Here is a 16,694-nt window from a genome sequence, read left to right on the forward strand (position 1 = left end):
TGCACCGTACAAGCGGTTGTGCCCATCAAGCAACCAGTTGTACGGCGCATGCAAGTGAGGCGGACCACGTCCGCGCGGCGGAGTCCGGTGCGATCCTGGAGACCGCGCCGTCCGCCGTCCGCCCGCGACTGCGCCCCCCTGCCCCGATCGAGGAGACCGTCGTGACCACCCCGCCCGACGACCTGCGCGCGCGGCTGGCCGGTCTGACCCTCGAGGACGAGCACCGGCTCCGCCGCCGGCTCGACGGCACCCGGAAGACGCGGGACGCCGAGGCGCGGGCCCGGCAGCGCGCCAGGATCGCCGCCGACGTCGCGGCCGCCGAGGAGCGGATCGCCCGTCGGCGTGCCGCCGTCCCGACGGTGCGCTACCCGGCCGAGCTGCCGGTCAGCACGCGCCGCGACGACATCGCCGCCGCGCTGCGCGAGCACCAGGTGGTCGTCGTGGCCGGGGAGACCGGGTCGGGCAAGACCACCCAGCTGCCCAAGATCGCCCTCGAGCTCGGCCGCGGCGTGCGGGGCCGGATCGGGCACACCCAGCCGCGGCGGATCGCCGCGCGAACCGTCGCCGAGCGGATCGCCGAGGAGCTGGAGACCCCGCTGGGCGAGGTCGTCGGCTGGAAGGTGCGCTTCACCGACCAGGTCGGCGACACGACGCTGGTGAAGGTCATGACCGACGGCGTCCTGCTGGCCGAGATCGGCCGCGACCGGCTGCTGCGCCAGTACGACACCCTCATCATCGACGAGGCGCACGAGCGCAGCCTCAACATCGACTTCCTGCTCGGGTACCTGGCGCAGATCCTGCCCCGGCGGCCCGACCTCAAGCTGGTCATCACCTCGGCGACGATCGACGTCGAGCGGGTGGCCAAGCACTTCTCGGTCGAGGGAGCCGAGGTCCCGGTCGTCGAGGTCAGCGGGCGCACCTACCCGGTCGAGGTCCGCTACCGCCCGGTGGTCGACCCCGACGATCCGGACGCCGACCCCGACCGCGACCAGGTCACCGCGATCGCCGACGCCGTCGACGAGCTGGTCGCCGAGGGCCCGGGCGACGTCCTGGTGTTCCTCGCCGGCGAGCGGGAGATCCGCGACACCGCCGACGTCCTCGCCGAGCGCCTCCCCTCGGCCGAGGTGCTGCCGCTCTACTCCCGGCTCTCCGCCGCCGACCAGCACCGGGTCTTCGCCCCGCACACCGGACGGCGGATCGTGCTGGCCACCAACGTCGCCGAGACCTCGCTGACCGTGCCGGGCATCCGCTACGTCGTCGACCCGGGCACTGCGCGCATCTCCCGGTACAGCTCCCGGCTGAAGGTGCAGCGGCTGCCGATCGAGCCGATCAGCCAGGCCTCGGCGCGGCAGCGCTCCGGCCGCTGCGGGCGCACCTCCGAGGGCATCGCGATCCGGCTCTACACCGAGGAGGACTTCGAGAGCCGGCCGGAGTACACCGACCCGGAGATCCTGCGCACCAGCCTGGCCTCGGTGCTGCTGCAGATGGCCGCGCTCGATCTGGGCGACGTCGCGGACTTCCCGTTCATCGACCCGCCGGACCGCCGCGCGGTCGCCGACGGCGTGGCGCTGCTCGAGGAGCTCGGTGCCCTCGCCGACGACGGCGCCCTGACCCCGACCGGCCGCGTGCTGGCCGCCCTGCCGCTGGATCCGCGCATGGCCCGGATGGTGGTCGAGGCCGACCGGCGGGGCGTGCTGGAGGAGGTCCTGGTCATCGCGGCCGGGCTGACCATCCAGGACCCGCGCGAGCGGCCCGGCGAGCACCAGCAGGCCGCCGACACCGCGCACGCCCGGTTCGCCGACGAGAACTCCGACTTCCTCGCGCTGCTCAACCTGTGGCGGTACGTCAGCGAGCAGCAGGAGGCGCTCTCGGGCAGCCAGTTCCGCCGCACGCTGAAGCGGGAGTTCCTGCACTACCTGCGCATCCGCGAGTGGCAGGACCTCTACGGCCAGCTGCGCAGCACCGCCCGCCGGCTCGGCATGGGCGTCGGCGAGCTCGCGACCGAGCCCGACGAGCGCGGCATCTCCGCCGCACTGCTGTCCGGGCTGCTGTCGCACGTCGGCCTGCAGGTGGAGGACGCCAAGAACCGTGGTCGCGGGCGGGAGTACCTCGGTGCCCGCAACGCCCGCTTCGTGATCGCGCCGGGCACGCCGCTGGCGAAGAAGCCGCCGCGCTGGGTGGTCGCTGCCGAGCTGGTGGAGACCAGCCGGCTGTTCGCCCGCACCGTCGCCCGCATCGACCCCGAGCTCGTCGAGCGGCTGGCCGACCACCTGGTCAAGCGGCAGTACTCCGAGCCCCGCTGGGACGCCAAGCGCGGCTCGGTCGTCGCCACCGAGCGGGTCACCCTCTACGGCATCCCGCTGGTCGTCGGCCGGCGCGTGCAGTACGGCTCGATCGACCCGGTCGTCTCCCGGGAGCTGTTCATCCGGCACGCCCTGGTCGAGGGCGAGTGGACGACGCACCACCGCTTCTGGCACGACAACCAGAAGGCGATGCAGCGGGTCGCCGAGCTCGAGGAGCGGGCCCGCCGCCGCGACATCCGGGTGGACGACGAGACGCTGTTCGAGCTCTACGACGCCCGGATCCCGGCCGACGTCGTCTCCACCCGGCACTTCGACCGCTGGTGGAAGCGCGCCCGGCACGAGCAACCGGACCTGCTCACCTTCACCCCGGAGATGCTCACCAACGCCGCGGCGGCCGGGCAGGTGCGGGTCGAGGACTTCCCCGACGAGGTGCCGCTGAGCCAGGGGCTCACCCTCCCGCTGTCCTACGCGTTCGCGCCGGGCACCCCGACCGACGGCGTCACCGTCGACGTCCCGTTGGCCGTGCTCGACACCGTCGCGGAGCGGACCGGCGGGGAGTCGCTGGCCTTCACCGTCCCGGGGCTGCGCGAGGAGCTGGTCACCGCGCTGCTGCGCACCCTGCCCAAGCAGCTGCGCCGCGCGCTCGTCCCGATCCCGGACCGGGTGCGCGAGCTGCTGCCGCACATCGCGCCGGCCGAGCCGCTGCTGCCGGCGCTGGAGCGCGAGCTGCGGCGGGCCGCGGGGGTCGTCGTCCCCCCGGACGCCTGGACTCCGGACCAGGTGCCCGACCACCTGCGGGCCACCTTCCGGGTCGTCGACGACCGGCACCGGCCGCTGGCCACCGGCAAGGACCTACGGGCGCTCAAGGTCCAGGTGGCGCCGCAGGCCCGCGCCAGCCTGGCCGCAGCCGCCTCCGACGTCGAGCGCACCGGGCAGACCGCGTGGACGTTCGGCACGCTGCCGCGCACCGTCGAGGTCCGTCGGGGCGGGCACGTGGTCACCGCGTACCCGGCGCTGGTCGACGAGGGGACGACGGTCGGCGTCCGCGTGGTCGCCACCGAGGTCGAGGCCGCCCGGCTGACCTGGCGCGGAGCGCGGCGGTTGCTGGTGCTCGTCACCGGCTCGCCCACCCGCCAGGTGGTGAAGGGGATGTCCCCGACCACCCGGCTCGCGCTGCAGTTCAACCCGGACGGCGAGATCCCCGCGCTGGTCGACGACTGCGTGGACGCGGTCGCCGACGAGCTGATCGCCGCCATCGGCGGGCCGCCGCGCGACCAGGCCGGCTTCGCCGCCCTGGTGCAGACCGCCCGCGCCCAGCTGCTGCCGCTGACCACCGACACCGTGCGGCGGGTCGAGGCGGTGCTCGTGCAGGCCCGCGAGGTCGCCGTCGCCATCGGTGCGGCGCCCGGACGGCGGGTGCCCGAGGCGGCGATCGCCGACCTGCGCCGGCAGATGGGCGGCCTGCTGCACCGCGGCTTCGTCGCCGCGGCCGGACGGCGCCGGCTGCCGGACCTGGTGCGCTACCTGAAGGGGATGGCGCACCGGCTGGAGAAGCTGCCGGCCAACGCGGTGCGCGACGAGCTGTGGATGCAGCAGGTCGCGGCGGTGACGGCCGAGTACGAGCAGTTGCGCGCCCAGGTGCCGTCGACCGGCGCGCCGGACGACCCGGTCGCCCGGGTCCGCTGGATGCTCGAGGAGCTGCGGGTCAGCCTGTTCGCACAGGGCGTCGGCACCCCGCGCCCGGTCTCTGAGCAGCGGGTCTACAAGGCCATCGACGCGCTCATCGCCTGAAGGACCCCGTCCTCCCCACCCTTCGCCAGCTCACGGCGGGGCCCGGGACGGGGCCGACGTGCGGCGGTTTCCGCGGAAACCGCCGAGACGTCAGGCCTGGGCGGCGGTTTCCGCGGAAACCGCCGGGAGATCAGGCTTGAGGGCTGCGGGCGCGCTCGCGCAGCAGGGCGGAGATCCGCTGCCGGGTGACGCCGAACATGGCGGCGATCCGGTTGATGCTGACCTGCTCGGAGGCCAGCGCGTGCGCCTGCTCGCGCCGCCAGGCACCCCCGGCGCTGGCCAGGGCCGCCATCACCGAGCTGATCTGCTCGACGACCAGCGGGCGGGACTCGGCGGTGACGATGTCCAGCCAGGCACGCCCGCTCTGCCGCTCCTCGAGCAGCTTCTCGGCGCGCACGCGGGCGCCGCCCAGTTCGGTCATGCAGTCGTCCAGCACGGCCATGAGCTCGTTGAGGGCTCGGACGGCCGGGTCCTGCTCGGTGCGCTCGGTCGACACGGGCCCTCCGACTCTGGTGGGGGATGGATGTAGGCAACCCAGTTGCTCACTATCCATAGTTGCGCGTCGGAGCGCAAGGCCCGTGACACGCAACCTCCCTCGCGGAGCAATGGTCGTTGCATGCAACCAGTGTGACGGATAAGTTGTGTGCAACGGGGTGGTGCGACGCGTGGTCTGCGCCCACGGGTTCGCGTGCGCTCGGAACCCCGACGACGAGGGGAGACCCGATGTCCACGCTCACCGCCGCCGTCGACCTGAGACCCGTGCCGGCCAGCGTCCCGGTCGCCCGGCACCTCGTGCTCGACCTGCTGGGTGCCTGGAGCGCGGCGCACGACGCCGGTGACGCCGCGCTCCTCGTGACCGAGCTCGTCGCCAACGTCGTCGACCACGTCGCCGGCGAGGCCTCCTTCACCCTCGAGCTCTCGCTGTCCGAGGACTGGCTGCGCATCACGGTCGTCGACGGCTCCGCCCTCCGCCCGGTCGTGCGGGACCTCGAGGCCGGCGCCCCCCGGGGACGCGGCATGCGACTGGTGGAGAGCATCGCCGACCGCTGGGGGGTCGAGGAGCACGGCGACGGCAAGGCCGTGTGGTTCGAGCTCGCGGCCCCGCTGCCGTAGCCCCTGGCCGGGGGTTTGCCGACGACGGCTCCCGGGGACCGGCGGGAGGACCGATCGATCGAGGAGGAGACGGCATGAGCGAGCCGAACGGCAACACCTACAGCGCGGGCGAGGGGCTCTCCGACGAGGAGATGGTGCGCACCGTCGCCGAGCAGACCGACAGCATCTCCGAGCACGCCGACGAGGCGGGCAAGGACTGGGACGGCGATGCCAGCAAGGCGCCCGACCCCAACGCCGACCCCGCCGGCTGATCCCCCAGCGAACCTCCGCCGGGCGTGACCGACAGGTCGCGCCCGGCGTCCTCTTTCAGACGGGGCTGGCCGCCCGCGGCCGCTCGCCGGTGGTGAGGACCTCGTCGCGCGCGGCCCCCCAGCCGGCCCACGTCATCGGCACCAGGCAGGCGACGAGCAGCAGCACCGGGACGGTCCAGCCGCCGGTGAGGTCGTAGAGCCAGCCCAGTGCCAGCGGGCCGACGGCCGCCATCAGGTAGCCCACGCACTGGGCGACCCCGCCGAGCCGGGCCGCGGTCAGCGGGGTGGGGCTGCGCAGCACGATGAGCGTGAGCGCCAGGGCGAAGCCGCTGCCCTGAGCCAGGCCGAAGGCGGCGACCCAGACCAGCGTGCCCTGCCCGGGCGCCAGCAGCAGGCCCCCGAGGCCGACGACGTAGGTGGCGAGGACGGCGAGCACCAGCGGGCGCTGGCCGCGCATCCGCCCGGCCTGGGCCGGTGCCAGCAGCGCGCCCACCGCGCCGACGACGTTGCTCAGCCCGAGCAGCAGGCCGCCCTCGGACACCGGCACCCCGGCGTCGGCCAGCAGCGTCGGCAGCCAGGCGCTGATCGAGTAGAACGGCACGCTCTGCAGGCCGATGAACACCGTCACCCGGCGGGCCAGCGGTTGGCGCAGCAGCGACCAGGACCCGCCGCCGGGCACCGCGTCCCGGGCGGCCCGGTGCCCCCGGCCGGTGCCGGCGACCGGCAGCCACAGCGCCAGGGCGGCCAGCGCGAGCGCCAGCCAGCCGGCCAGCCCGCCGCGCCACCCCCAGCCCACGGCCGCGGCGAACGGGACGGTGGCCGCGGCCCCGACGGCCGCCCCGACGTTGAGCGACGCGGAGTACAGCCCCATCACCAGGCCGGGCCGCGCCGCCTCGCGCTTGACGTAGGCCGGCATGAGCACGTTGGCGACGGCGATCGCCGCGCCCGCCAGCAGGCTGCCGGCGTACAGCAGGGCCACGGGCTCGAACAGCCGCAGCGCGATGCCCGCGGCCAGCACGAGCAGCGACGCCGCGACGGCCGACTCCAGCCCCACCCGGCGGGCGATCCGCGGGGCGAGCGGGGCGAAGGCGCCGAAGCAGAGCACCGGCAGCGTGGTGAGCAGCCCCGCCATCGCCGGGGACAGGCCGGTGTCGGCCCGCAGGTCGCCCAGCAGCGGGGCCACGGCGACGACAGCCGGCCGCTGGTTGAGCGCGACGGCGACGACCGCGGCCACGAACAGCAGCGCCGCCCAGCGGGAGCGCGTCGTCCCCGTCACCTCACCCACGACCGGCCTGGAGGCAGACCCCTGCCCCGCCCCGCTCGCAGGCTCACGGGACGCCGGGCAGGGGCCGCCTCCTCGGCCCGGCCCCCTGCAGGGTCCTGCCACGAGGGGTGGGCAGGACGGGGTCCTCGTTCAGCCGGCAGGGGTGAGCATCCCGGCGCCGACGGTGGCATTGGTGGCCTCGTCGACGAGGATGAAGCGGCCGGTCACCCGGTTGCGGGTGTAGTCGTCGACGAACAGCGGCTGGGTGACCCGCAGGCGGACCCGGCCGATGTCGTTGAGGCCCAGCTCGGTGGCCTCCCGGTCGCGGTGCAGGGTGTTCACGTCGAGCCGGTAGGCCAGCTCCTTGACCATCGCGCGCGCCGTGCGGGTGGTGTGCTTGACCGTGATCCGCTGCCGCGGCCGCAGCGGCTCGTCGGTCATCCAGCAGACCAGCGCGTCGAGGTCCTGCGTGGCCGTCGGGGCGTTCTCCGGCTTGCTGACCAGGTCGCCGCGGGAGACGTCGAGGTCGTCGGCCAGCCGCAGCGTCACCGCCATCGGCGGGAACGCCTCGTCCACCGGGCCGCGGGGGCCGTCGATGCCGACGATCGTCGTGGGCAGGCCGCTGGGCTGCACCATGACCTCGTCGCCGACCCGGAAGACCCCGCTGGCGACCGTGCCGGCGTAGCCGCGGTAGTCGTGGTGCTCCTCGGTCTGCGGCCGGATGACGTACTGCACCGGGAACCGCGCGTCGGTGAGGTTGCGGTCGCTGGCAACGTGCACGTGCTCGAGGTGGTGCAGCAGCGTCGGCCCCTCGTACCAGGGCGTGTTCGCCGAGTGGGTGACGACGTTGTCGCCGTGCAGCGCCGAGATGGGGACGACGGTCAGGTCCGGCACGCTGAGCTTGGCCGCGAACGCGCTGAACTCGTCGGCGATCGCCTCGAAGACCCCCTCCGACCAGTCGACCAGGTCCATCTTGTTGACCGCGACGACCAGGTGCGGCACCCGCAGCAGGGAGGCGAGGAAGGCGTGCCGGCGGCTCTGCTCGACCATGCCCTTGCGGGCGTCGACCAGCACGATGGCCAGGTCGGCGGTCGAGGCGCCGGTGACCATGTTGCGCGTGTACTGAACGTGGCCCGGGGTGTCGGCCAGGATGAACGTGCGCCGCGGGGTGGCGAAGTAGCGGTAGGCGACGTCGATGGTGATGCCCTGCTCGCGCTCGGCGCGCAGGCCGTCGGTGAGCAGCGCGAGGTCCACGTGGTCGCCCTTGCTGGCGCGGGCCACGGCCTCGTACTGGTCCTCGAAGATCGCCTTGCTGTCGTAGAGCAGCCGGCCGATCAGCGTGCTCTTGCCGTCGTCCACCGAGCCCGCGGTGGCGATGCGCAGGATGTCCTTGCGCGCGGTGGCGAGCTCGACGGCGTGCTCGGCGACGGGGGAGTGCACGTCGACCGGCTCGTCGGCGTCTGTCACGGTCGGGTACGTCTCGGGAGCCATCAGAAGTAGCCCTCCTTCTTCCGGTCCTCCATGGCGGCGTCGCTGACCTTGTCGTCGCCCCGGGTCGCGCCCCGCTCGGTCATCCGGGTCACCGCGATCTCGGCGATGACCTCCTCGACCGTGGTGGCCTCCGAGCGGACGGCGGCGGTGAGGTTCGCGTCGCCGACGGTGCGGTACCGGACCGTCGCGCGGAACGGCTGCTCGCCGTCCCTGGGGCGGATGAACTCGTTGACCGCGTAGAGCATCCCCTGACGCTCGACGACCTCCCGCTCCTGGGCGAGGTACAGCGGCGGGATGGCGATCTGCTCGCGGAGGATGTACTGCCAGATGTCCAGCTCGGTCCAGTTCGACAGCGGGAAGACGCGGATCGACTCACCGAGGTGGATGCGGCCGTTGTAGAGGTCCCACAGCTCGGGACGCTGGTTCTTCGGGTCCCACTGGCCGAACTCGTCGCGGAAGGAGAACACCCGCTCCTTGGCGCGCGCCTTGTCCTCGTCGCGGCGGGCGCCGCCGAACAGGGCGGTGAAGCCGTGCTGCTCGACCGCGTCGAGCAGCACCGGGGTCTGGATGCGGTTGCGGGAGCCGTTCGGCTCCTCCTTGACCAGGCCCTTCGCCATGGCCTCGGGCACCGAGGCGACGATCAGCTGCACGCCGAGCTCGGCGACCCGCTTGTCCCGGAACTCCAGCACGTCGGGGAAGTTCAGCCCGGTGTCGACGTGCATGACCGGGAAGGGGATGCGGGCCGGCGCGAACGCCTTGCGGGCCAGCTCCAGCATCACGATGGAGTCCTTGCCGCCGGAGAAGAGCAGCACCGGGCGCTCGAGCTCCGCGGCCACCTCGCGGATGACGTGAATGGACTCGGCCTCCAGCGTCTCCAGCTGGGAGAGCCGGTAGTCAGGGATGCTCACGCGCTCGGTGCTCCGGAGGGTCGGGGACAGGGCTCGAGCCAGCACCAACCGCACCGGCCCGGGGAGGATTCCCGCCCCCAGTCTCCGCCATCGCGCTACGCGGTCGGCGGTGACCCCGGTCGCACCGCCGCCAGCAGCGGGTCGGCCAGCTCGGGGCGGCACACCAGCAGGTCCGGCAGCCACGCGTCCGGGCCGTTGTAGACCAGCGGCGAGCCGTCGAGCCGGACGGCGGTGAGCCCCGCGGCCCGGGCGACGGCGACCGGCGCGGCCGAGTCCCACTGGTACATGCCGCCGGCGTGCACGTAGGCGTCGGCCTCGCCGCGGACGACGGCGGTCACCTTCCACCCGGCCGAGCCCATCGGCACCAGCTCGGCGTCGAGGGCGGCCGCCGCGGTGGCGGCGATCTCGGGCGGGCGGCTGCGGCTGACCGCGATCCGGGGCCGGCCGTCCCCCGGCGCGGGCACCACCGGCGCGGGGTCGGTGACCAGCACCGCGCCCAGCGCGGGCAGCGCCACGGCGGCGGCCGTCAGCTCACCCGCCGCCCACAGCGCCACGTGCACCGCCCAGTCCGGCCGCGGCGTCTCGCCGTACTCCCGGGTGCCGTCGAGGGGGTCGACGATCCACACCCGGTCGGTGTTCAGCCGGCGGCGGTCGTCGACGGCCTCCTCGCTGAACACGGCGTCGTCCGGACGCTGCTCGGCCAGCACGCCGGCGATCGCGGCCTGCGCACCGGCGTCGCCGGCGTCCCCGAGCTCCCGGCCGGTGAGCCGGCCCTCCGCGCGCAGCCGGGTGAGGACGGCGGCGGCCGCCCGGGCCGCGGCGGCGGCGACCTCGACGTCGGTCACGAGCGGTCGGCCAGGGCCGTGGCGTCGGTGGGGCGCCCCGGTGGCCGGTGCCGGCCGGAGGCGTCCGTGATGCCGCCGAAGTAGTCGGCGTGCCGCTCCTCGCGCGGCATGACGAACACGCCCCGGGCCTCGACCAGCGTCCGGTCGGGCGCCGCCGCGGTCGCGATCGTGCCGGTGACGACGCACTTGCGGCCGGCGGCCTCGGTGACCTGCGCCTGCATCGTCAGCGGCGTCGACAGCGGCACCGGCTGGCGGTAGTCCACCTCCAGCCGGACGGTCATGCCCCACAGCCCCGCGGCGATGGCGGCCGAGCCGAGCAGCTGGTCCATGAGCAGGCTGCTCATCCCGCCGTGCACGTAGCCGGGCGGCCCCTCGTAGGCCGGCCCGAGCAGGGCCTCGCCGACGACGCCGCCGTCGACCGGGCGGATCCGCACCGGCGGGGCCAGCGCGCTGCCCACGCCGCTCACCGGGTTGTAGACGCGACGGAAGACCAGCGGGTCGTCGAGCACGGGCAGCTGGGTCGCCGGCCGCTGCGCGGCGGCCAGGCGGGCGGTGACGGCCCGGGCGTCGGCCGCCGCGGCCCGCAGCTGGTCGGCCGGGACGGTGGTGAGCACGGAGGCGTCCACCAGCTCCCGCAGGGCCGTGCCGAGTTCGGTCACCGCGGCCATCAGGTCGGCGTCGTAGGGCTGCCCGCCCGCGTCGGAGGTCACCCGCGGACGGTAACCGGACCGCCTGCGGGCTCAGGCCGCCGATCCGTCCGGCACCGGCGGGGCCGACGGGCCCGGGCCGGAGCGGGGCAGCCGGACGGTGAACGCCGCGCCCCGGCCGAGGGCGGTGTCCAGATGCACCGTGCCGCCGTGCGCGGCGACCAGCGCGCTGACGATGGCCAGCCCCAGCCCGGTGCCGCCCGCCGTCCGGGCGCGGGACGGGTCGGCGCGGTAGAAGCGCTCGAACACCCGCGCGGCGTCCTCGGGGGCCATGCCCGGACCCCGGTCGGCCACGCGCAGCACGACCACGCCGCCGTCGTCGCCGTCCGCCGTCCCGTCGGCAGGCGCCGGCTCGTCGGAGATGTTCACCGTGACCGGCGCGGTCGGCGGGGTGTGCACCAGCGCGTTGGTCACCAGGTTGCCGACGACCTGGCGCAGCCGGGCCTCGTCGCCCAGGACCACGGGCACCTCGCTGAGCGACTCGTCGAGGTGCAGGGTGATCGGCCGGTCGGGCTGGACGGCGCGGGCGTCGTGGACGGCGTCGCCGGCGACCTCGGCCAGGTCGACCGGGGTGATCGTCAGCGGGCGCTGCTGGTCCAGGCGGGCCAGCTGGAGCAGGTCCTCGACCAGCACCCCCATCCGGGCGCCCTCGGACTCGATCCGCTGCATGAGCCGCGCGGTCTCCTCCGGGCTGCCCACCGCGCCCTGCCGGTAGAGCTCGGCGAAACCGCGGATCGAGGTCAGCGGGGTGCGCAGCTCGTGGCTGGCGTCGGCGACGAACCGGCGCATCCGGGTCTCCGAGGCGCGGGCCTGCTCCTCGGAGGCCTGCTGCGCCCGGAACCCGTGCTCGATGCGGCCGAGCATCCCGTTGAGCGCGGTGGCGAGCCGGCCCACCTCGGTGCGGTCGTCGCCGGCCGGCACGCGCTGGGAGAGGTCGCCGGCGGCGATCGCGGCGGCCGTGCGCTCCACCTCGGTGAGCGGGCGCAGGCTGTTGCGGACCAGCACGTAGGCGGCGGCCCCGAGGACGGTCAGCACGACCAGGCCGACGATCACCTCGATGGCGACCAGCCGGCCGATGACCCGCTCGTCGCGGCCGAGGTCCCCGCCGACGACCAGGGTGTAGCCGCCGCCGAGGTCGGAGGTCAGCAGCTGCCAGTCGCCGTCCTTGGACCAGGTGTGCGGCCGGCCGCCGGACGGGACCGCGTCGTCGTCGACGTCGGGCAGGTCCCCGGCCTTCGGCGGGGGGACGTAGACGACGGTGAGGTCCTCGGAGCCCGGCGCCAGGCAGCCGACGAGGTAGCCGGCGGGCATGGTGCGGTCCACGCCGTCGAGGCAGGCGTCGAGCACCATGCGGTCGGTCGCGTAGTCGTCGACGACCTGCCGGAGCTCGTCCTCCTGCTGGTCGGCCAGGTAGTGCTGCAGCATCCGCGTCGCGGCGAAGCCGGTGGCGGTCAGCGCGACGCCGACCAGCGCCACGATCAGCGCGACCAGGGTGATCCGCAGGGGCAGGCGCGTCCCGCGACGGCCCGGGCGGAGGGACGTCGTCACGTCCCGCGGGGCAGCCGCAGCGTGTAGCCCACGCCGCGGATGGTGTGCAGCAGCCGCGGCTCGGTGGTGTCGACCTTGCGGCGCAGGTAGGAGATGTAGGACTCGACGACGTTGGCGTCGCCGTTGAAGTCGTAGTTCCACACGTGGTCGAGGATCTGCGCCTTCGACAGCACGCGCCCGGCGTTGGCCATGAGGTAGCGCAGCAGCTTGAACTCGGTCGGCGACAGGCTGACCACCTGGCCGGCCTTGACCACCTCGTGCGACTCCTCGTCGAGCTCGATGTCGGCGAAGGACAGCCGCGGCGCGTCGGCGGGGCGCTGCGGCCCGGTGCTGCGGCGCAGCACCGCCCGGATGCGGGCGAGCACCTCGTCGAGGCTGAACGGCTTGGTGACGTAGTCGTCACCGCCCAGGGTCAGCCCGGACACCTTGTCCTCCGCCGCGTCGCGCGCGGTCAGGAACAGCACGGGGGTGTGCCGGCCGCTCTCCCGCAGCCTGCGGACGACGCCGAAGCCGTCCAGCCCCGGCATCATCACGTCGAGGACCAGCAGGTCGGGGCGGAAGGACGCCGCCATCGCCAGCGCCTGCTGCCCGTCGGCGGCCGTGGCCACCTCGAAGCCCGCGTAGCGGAGGCTGGCCGACAGCAGCTCGCGGATGTTGGGCTCGTCGTCGACCACGAGGAGGCGGGCCTCCGGGCCTGTGCTCCTGCCGGTGCTGGTCACAGCACCTCCCGTCGAACGCGCTGCGGTGGTCATGTCACGAGGATGGGGGGCGCTGCTGGAGCAGCCCTGGGCGTTCCCTGTGAGGAGTCTGGACGGCGGGTCCCGTCCCGAGCGTGGGAGGGGTGGGGAGGACGGCGGCCCCCTGCAGGGTCCCGCCGCGAGCCCGCGAGTGGCGGCGGGCAAGGGGTCCGCTTTCAGCCGCCCATCGCCCGGCCGCGCCGCCAGTAGCCGATCGCGTGGTGCTGCGCCCGGCCCAGCCCCCATCGGCCACGCAGGTCGGCGCGCACCGCGCGCACGGTCGCCGATTCCGCGGCCACCCAGGCGAAGAGGTCCTCGCCCTCGGGTCGCTCCAGCGCCGCGACGGCGTCGGCCAGCAGCGTGCTCTCGCCGGGTGGGGTGCCCTCGCGGTGCAGCCAGCGGACCGCCACCCCCTCCGGCGCCGGGACCGGCTGCTCCTCGGCGGCGTCGGCGACCTCCACCAGCGCGACGCCGCGGGTCGCCGGCGGCGCCGCCGCGAGGATGCGGGTGATCGCCGGCAGCGCCGTCTCGTCGCCGGCCAGCAGCAGCCACCCGGCCGGGCGGTCACCCAGCGGGCCGCCGCCGGCGACGGCGACCGTCGTCCCCGGGACGGCGGCACCGGCCCAGGTCGCCGCTGGGCCGTCGCCGTGCAGCACGAAGTCGATCTCCACCTCGCCGCGCTCGGCGTCCTGCCGGCGGGCGGTGTAGCTGCGCAGGCTCACCCCGTGCGCGCCCTCGGGCCAGACGATTCGCCCGTCCCGCTGCACCGTCGGCCAGCGCGGCGCCGGGTCGCCGACCCGGGGGACCAGCAGCGAGATCGTGGGGCCGGCCGCCGCGGCCGCCGCCGGCGTGCCGGCGAGCACGATGCGGCGGACCGACGGGGTGACGTCGTGCACCGAGGTCACGGTGAGGACGTCGACCGGCCGGGTCGGGTCAGGGGCGGTCACGGGCCCCGAGCCTAGATGCGGGCCGACCCGGCCGACCCCGGGGGAATGGGGTCGACCGGGCCGGCGATCGAGGACGGAGGAGTCACGCTGCGTGTCCGCGCACCCGGCTCTGAGCAGCGACAACGGCGTGTCGCTCCCCGTCGGACAGGACGCTACGTGACGAACGGGCCCGCGTCAGCGCCCGCACGGGTGATCGGGCCCCCGTACGGGTGATGTGTGTCCGGCGTCCGCGCCGGGCAGAGGCGGGGGGACCGCGCCGAGCACCCGGGGAGGGCCACGTGTCGGACGACGTCGAGAAGGATGACCACGTCACCTGGAAGAGCCACGGCCAGGAGGTCGAGGGCACCGTCAAGCGCAAGATCACGTCCGAGACGGAGGCGGCCGGCCGGAAGGTCAAGGCCAGCGAGGACGAGCCGCAGTACGAGGTCGAGAGCGACAAGAGCGGCAAGACCGCGGTGCACAAGCCCGCGGCCCTGCACGAGAAGTGACCGGCGCAGCACACATGACGGCACCAGGAGGAGGACGACCGTGAGCGAGACCGAAGACCAGTTCGCCGGGACGGCGGCCCGCAGCACCAAGCACAGCCCACGCGTCGACGAGGAACTCGAGCACGAGATCCAGGGGATGCTCAAGGCCGAGCACGCCACCCGCGCCCACGAGTGGCGCGAGGTCGAGCCGATCGCCGAGGGTGATCCCGACATCACCGCCGATCCCGCCGGCACGCTGGTCGGTGGCGTCCCGGTGGGCATGACCGAGGACGCCGTCGTCGCCCGCGCCGAGCTGGCCCGCTGGCTGGACCGGGCCGACTTCCCGAGCGACGGGCCGGCCCTCGTCGAGGCGGCCCTGGACCACCGGGCGCCCGACGGGGTCGTCGACGAGTTGCGGCGGCTCCCCGAGGGCGAGACCTACGAGCGGATCGGCGACGTCGTCCGCGCACTGGGCTACCCGACCGAGACCTGACCGGCCGCGGCCGGGAGCCGGGCGCACCGGCTCCCGGCCGTCACGCTCCCTCGGCGGCCTCCCGCTCCTCGCCCTCCGCGATCTCCTCCGCGCCCCGCCGGCGCAGCAGCCGCGAGCCGGGGAAGCCCTTCACCACGTGCCGCAGGTCCTGCATGGTGTCGAGCAGGTCGTGCACGTCCTCGCCGACCGACCCCAGGGACCCGATCACCGGCAGGATGTCCTCGTCGAGGTGCGTCATCAGCTGGGGCAGCCGGTCGATGAAGGTCACGACCGCCTCGACCTCGGCCGGGTCGATGCTCGCCGCGAGGCGGCCCACCGCCGGGGCCAGGGCCAGCAGCGGCTCCTGGAAGACGTCGACCATGGGGTCGACCCGGCCCAGCAGCCCGTCGGCCCGGGTCACCGCGCCGTCCGCGGCGGAGATCGTCCCGCCGACCGCGGCGATCGCCGCGTCGGCCTTCTCGCGTGTCGCCCCGACGCCCGTGATGGCCTCGTCGGCTTTCTGGCGGGTGGTGCCGACCGCGGCGATGGCCTCGTCGGCCTTCTGCTGGGTCTCGCCCACGGCGGCGATGGCGTCGTCGGCCTTCTCGCGTGTCGCCCCGACGCCCGTGATGGCCTCGTCGGCTTTCTGGCGGGTGGTGCCCACGGCGGCGATCGCCGCGTCGGCCTTCTCGCGTGTCGCCCCGACGCCTGTGATGGCCTCGTCGGCCTTCTGGCGGGTGGTGCCGACGGCGGCGATGGCGTCGTCGGCGCTCTGCCGTGTCTGGGCGACCGCAGCGATCGCCGCGTCGGCCTTCTCGCGTGTCGCCCCGACGCCTGTGATGGCCTCGTCCGCCTTCTGGCGGGTGGTGCCGACGGCGGCGATGGCGTCGTCGGCCCTCTGTTGGGTGGCGCCCACGGCGGCGATGGCGTCGTCCGCCCGTCGGCGCGTGCCCTCCACGGACGCGATCGCCACGTCGGCCCGGTCCACGACGTCCTCGATCCGGTCGACGACGGTGGCGACCCGGTCGAGCAGCGACTCCACGCGCCCGACGACGGTCGCCAGCCGCGGGACCAGCGCCAGCGCCTCGGTGACGCCCTCGCGGACTCCCTCGACCGCGGAGATCACGTCGGACGGGCCCGGGACGAACGGCAGCTTCACCTCGGGGACGCTACGACGGCGCGCAGGGTCCTGCCCGCCGATCCCGCGCGTCCGACCCGGCCGGAGGCCTCCGCGCCCGTATCGTGGGTGACTGCCCGACTGCGCAGCGGTACCTCCGCGCGCGAGCCGGGAGCGACGGTGCCCGCCAGGGCGGCAGTTCGACGATGGGAAGTCGGCACGGGTGGGGAACAAGCGCACGCGCGACGAGGCGGGGGAGGCCCGGTCGTCCGGGCGTCTCCGCGGCCGGCGTCGCCCGGCCGCGCCGTCCCCGGCTGCGGGCAGCGGCGCGCCGGCCCGCGAGCCGATCACCGTCGAGCAGCTGATCGCCCGCCAGGGCGGCGAGGTGGGCCGCCGCCGGGCCGCCCGCACCGGCGAGATCCCGCTGCCCCTGGCCACCGGCGAGCGGCCCCCGGAGCGCCGCCGCGGCCTGCCCCCGGTACCGGCTGAGCGCGCGCCGGCCCCCGCCGAACCACCGGCGGCCCGGACGCCCTCGGGACGCCGGTGGTTCGGCGGGGGCCGGCGCGCGCTCAGCCGGTACCGGACCGTTCAAAACATGTAACCCTGGCGGCGACCCATACCGGTTAATACTCACGGTGCATCGTCAATCTAAAAAAAAACCAAGCAGCAAGACATGTAGACATCATAACAATAAATGATAGATGACAATTACAAAGTAACACAAAAATCTCTA

16 protein-coding genes are annotated in these 16,694 nt (G+C 74.7%); 6 read left to right on the top strand and 10 right to left on the bottom strand.

Annotated features, from left to right (window positions below; all coding sequences use genetic code 11):
• Positions 1-161: 161 nt before the first annotated feature.
• Complete coding sequence (gene hrpA, locus CNO22_RS13895) at positions 162-4,094, top strand: ATP-dependent RNA helicase HrpA (RefSeq protein WP_100499938.1); 3,933 nt, start codon at positions 162-164, stop codon at positions 4,092-4,094.
• Between the two features lie 130 nt (positions 4,095-4,224).
• Here hrpA and CNO22_RS13900 read toward each other — a convergent pair whose 3' ends face one another.
• Positions 4,225-4,590, bottom strand: coding sequence for a hypothetical protein (locus tag CNO22_RS13900; protein ID WP_100499939.1), 366 nt, complete (start codon positions 4,588-4,590; stop codon positions 4,225-4,227).
• Positions 4,591-4,817: 227 nt separating this feature from the next.
• On the opposite strand from CNO22_RS13900, the gene CNO22_RS13905 reads away from it, so the two are divergent.
• Positions 4,818-5,207, top strand: coding sequence for an ATP-binding protein (locus CNO22_RS13905; protein WP_100499940.1), 390 nt, complete (start codon positions 4,818-4,820; stop codon positions 5,205-5,207).
• A 74-nt stretch (positions 5,208-5,281) separates the two neighbouring features.
• A complete protein-coding gene (locus CNO22_RS28355) occupies positions 5,282-5,458 on the top strand; it encodes a hypothetical protein (protein WP_198588316.1) in 177 nt (58 codons plus the stop codon).
• Positions 5,459-5,513: 55 nt separating this feature from the next.
• Here the strand turns inward: CNO22_RS28355 and CNO22_RS13910 are convergent, their stop codons facing one another.
• The 8 genes from CNO22_RS13910 to CNO22_RS13945 form a co-directional block, all read right to left on the bottom strand.
• Positions 5,514-6,743 carry an MFS transporter gene (locus tag CNO22_RS13910; protein WP_157936945.1) on the bottom strand — a complete coding sequence of 410 codons (1,230 nt, stop codon included), beginning with the start codon at positions 6,741-6,743 and terminating at the stop codon, positions 5,514-5,516.
• A 129-nt stretch (positions 6,744-6,872) separates the two neighbouring features.
• Positions 6,873-8,213 carry a sulfate adenylyltransferase subunit 1 gene (locus CNO22_RS13915; protein ID WP_232807024.1) on the bottom strand — a complete coding sequence of 447 codons (1,341 nt, stop codon included), beginning with the start codon at positions 8,211-8,213 and terminating at the stop codon, positions 6,873-6,875.
• Positions 8,213-9,121: a sulfate adenylyltransferase subunit CysD gene (cysD, locus tag CNO22_RS13920; protein WP_100499949.1), complete on the bottom strand. Its 909-nt coding sequence runs from the start codon at positions 9,119-9,121 to the stop codon at positions 8,213-8,215. The genes CNO22_RS13915 and cysD overlap by 1 nt, the downstream gene beginning before the upstream one ends.
• 95 nt (positions 9,122-9,216) lie before the next feature.
• Positions 9,217-9,966: an inositol monophosphatase family protein gene (locus CNO22_RS13925; protein WP_100499942.1), complete on the bottom strand. Its 750-nt coding sequence runs from the start codon at positions 9,964-9,966 to the stop codon at positions 9,217-9,219.
• A complete protein-coding gene (locus CNO22_RS13930) occupies positions 9,963-10,676 on the bottom strand; it encodes a PaaI family thioesterase (RefSeq protein WP_100499943.1) in 714 nt (237 codons plus the stop codon). Before CNO22_RS13930 ends, CNO22_RS13925 begins: the two co-directional genes overlap by 4 nt.
• Positions 10,677-10,706: 30 nt before the next feature.
• The gene (locus CNO22_RS13935; protein ID WP_198588317.1) at positions 10,707-12,221 is read right to left on the bottom strand and encodes a sensor histidine kinase; all 1,515 of its coding nucleotides are present in this window, start codon (positions 12,219-12,221) and stop codon (positions 10,707-10,709) included.
• Complete coding sequence (locus CNO22_RS13940; protein WP_232807025.1) at positions 12,218-12,940, bottom strand: response regulator transcription factor; 723 nt, start codon at positions 12,938-12,940, stop codon at positions 12,218-12,220. The genes CNO22_RS13935 and CNO22_RS13940 overlap by 4 nt, the downstream gene beginning before the upstream one ends.
• 194 nt (positions 12,941-13,134) lie before the next feature.
• Positions 13,135-13,905 (bottom strand): siderophore-interacting protein, encoded by a 771-nt coding sequence (locus CNO22_RS13945; protein WP_100499945.1) that lies wholly within the window; start codon positions 13,903-13,905, stop codon positions 13,135-13,137.
• A 278-nt stretch (positions 13,906-14,183) separates the two neighbouring features.
• On the opposite strand from CNO22_RS13945, the gene CNO22_RS13950 reads away from it, so the two are divergent.
• Entirely contained in the window at positions 14,184-14,393 is a 210-nt protein-coding gene (locus CNO22_RS13950; protein ID WP_100499946.1) for a hypervirulence associated TUDOR domain-containing protein, read from the top strand.
• A gap of 40 nt (positions 14,394-14,433) precedes the next feature.
• On the top strand, positions 14,434-14,865 hold the full coding sequence (locus CNO22_RS13955) for a DUF2795 domain-containing protein (protein WP_100499947.1): 432 nt from the start codon (positions 14,434-14,436) through the stop codon (positions 14,863-14,865).
• A 40-nt stretch (positions 14,866-14,905) separates the two neighbouring features.
• Here CNO22_RS13955 and CNO22_RS13960 read toward each other — a convergent pair whose 3' ends face one another.
• Positions 14,906-16,003, bottom strand: coding sequence for a hypothetical protein (locus tag CNO22_RS13960; protein ID WP_198588318.1), 1,098 nt, complete (start codon positions 16,001-16,003; stop codon positions 14,906-14,908).
• Between the two features lie 181 nt (positions 16,004-16,184).
• Here CNO22_RS13960 and CNO22_RS13965 point away from each other — a divergent pair, with 181 nt between their 5' ends.
• Entirely contained in the window at positions 16,185-16,562 is a 378-nt protein-coding gene (locus CNO22_RS13965) for a hypothetical protein (RefSeq protein ID WP_232807026.1), read from the top strand.
• The last annotated feature ends 132 nt before the right edge of the window (positions 16,563-16,694 follow it).

The organism is Geodermatophilus chilensis, assembly GCF_002802985.1.
Classification (GTDB): domain Bacteria; phylum Actinomycetota; class Actinomycetes; order Mycobacteriales; family Geodermatophilaceae; genus Geodermatophilus; species Geodermatophilus chilensis.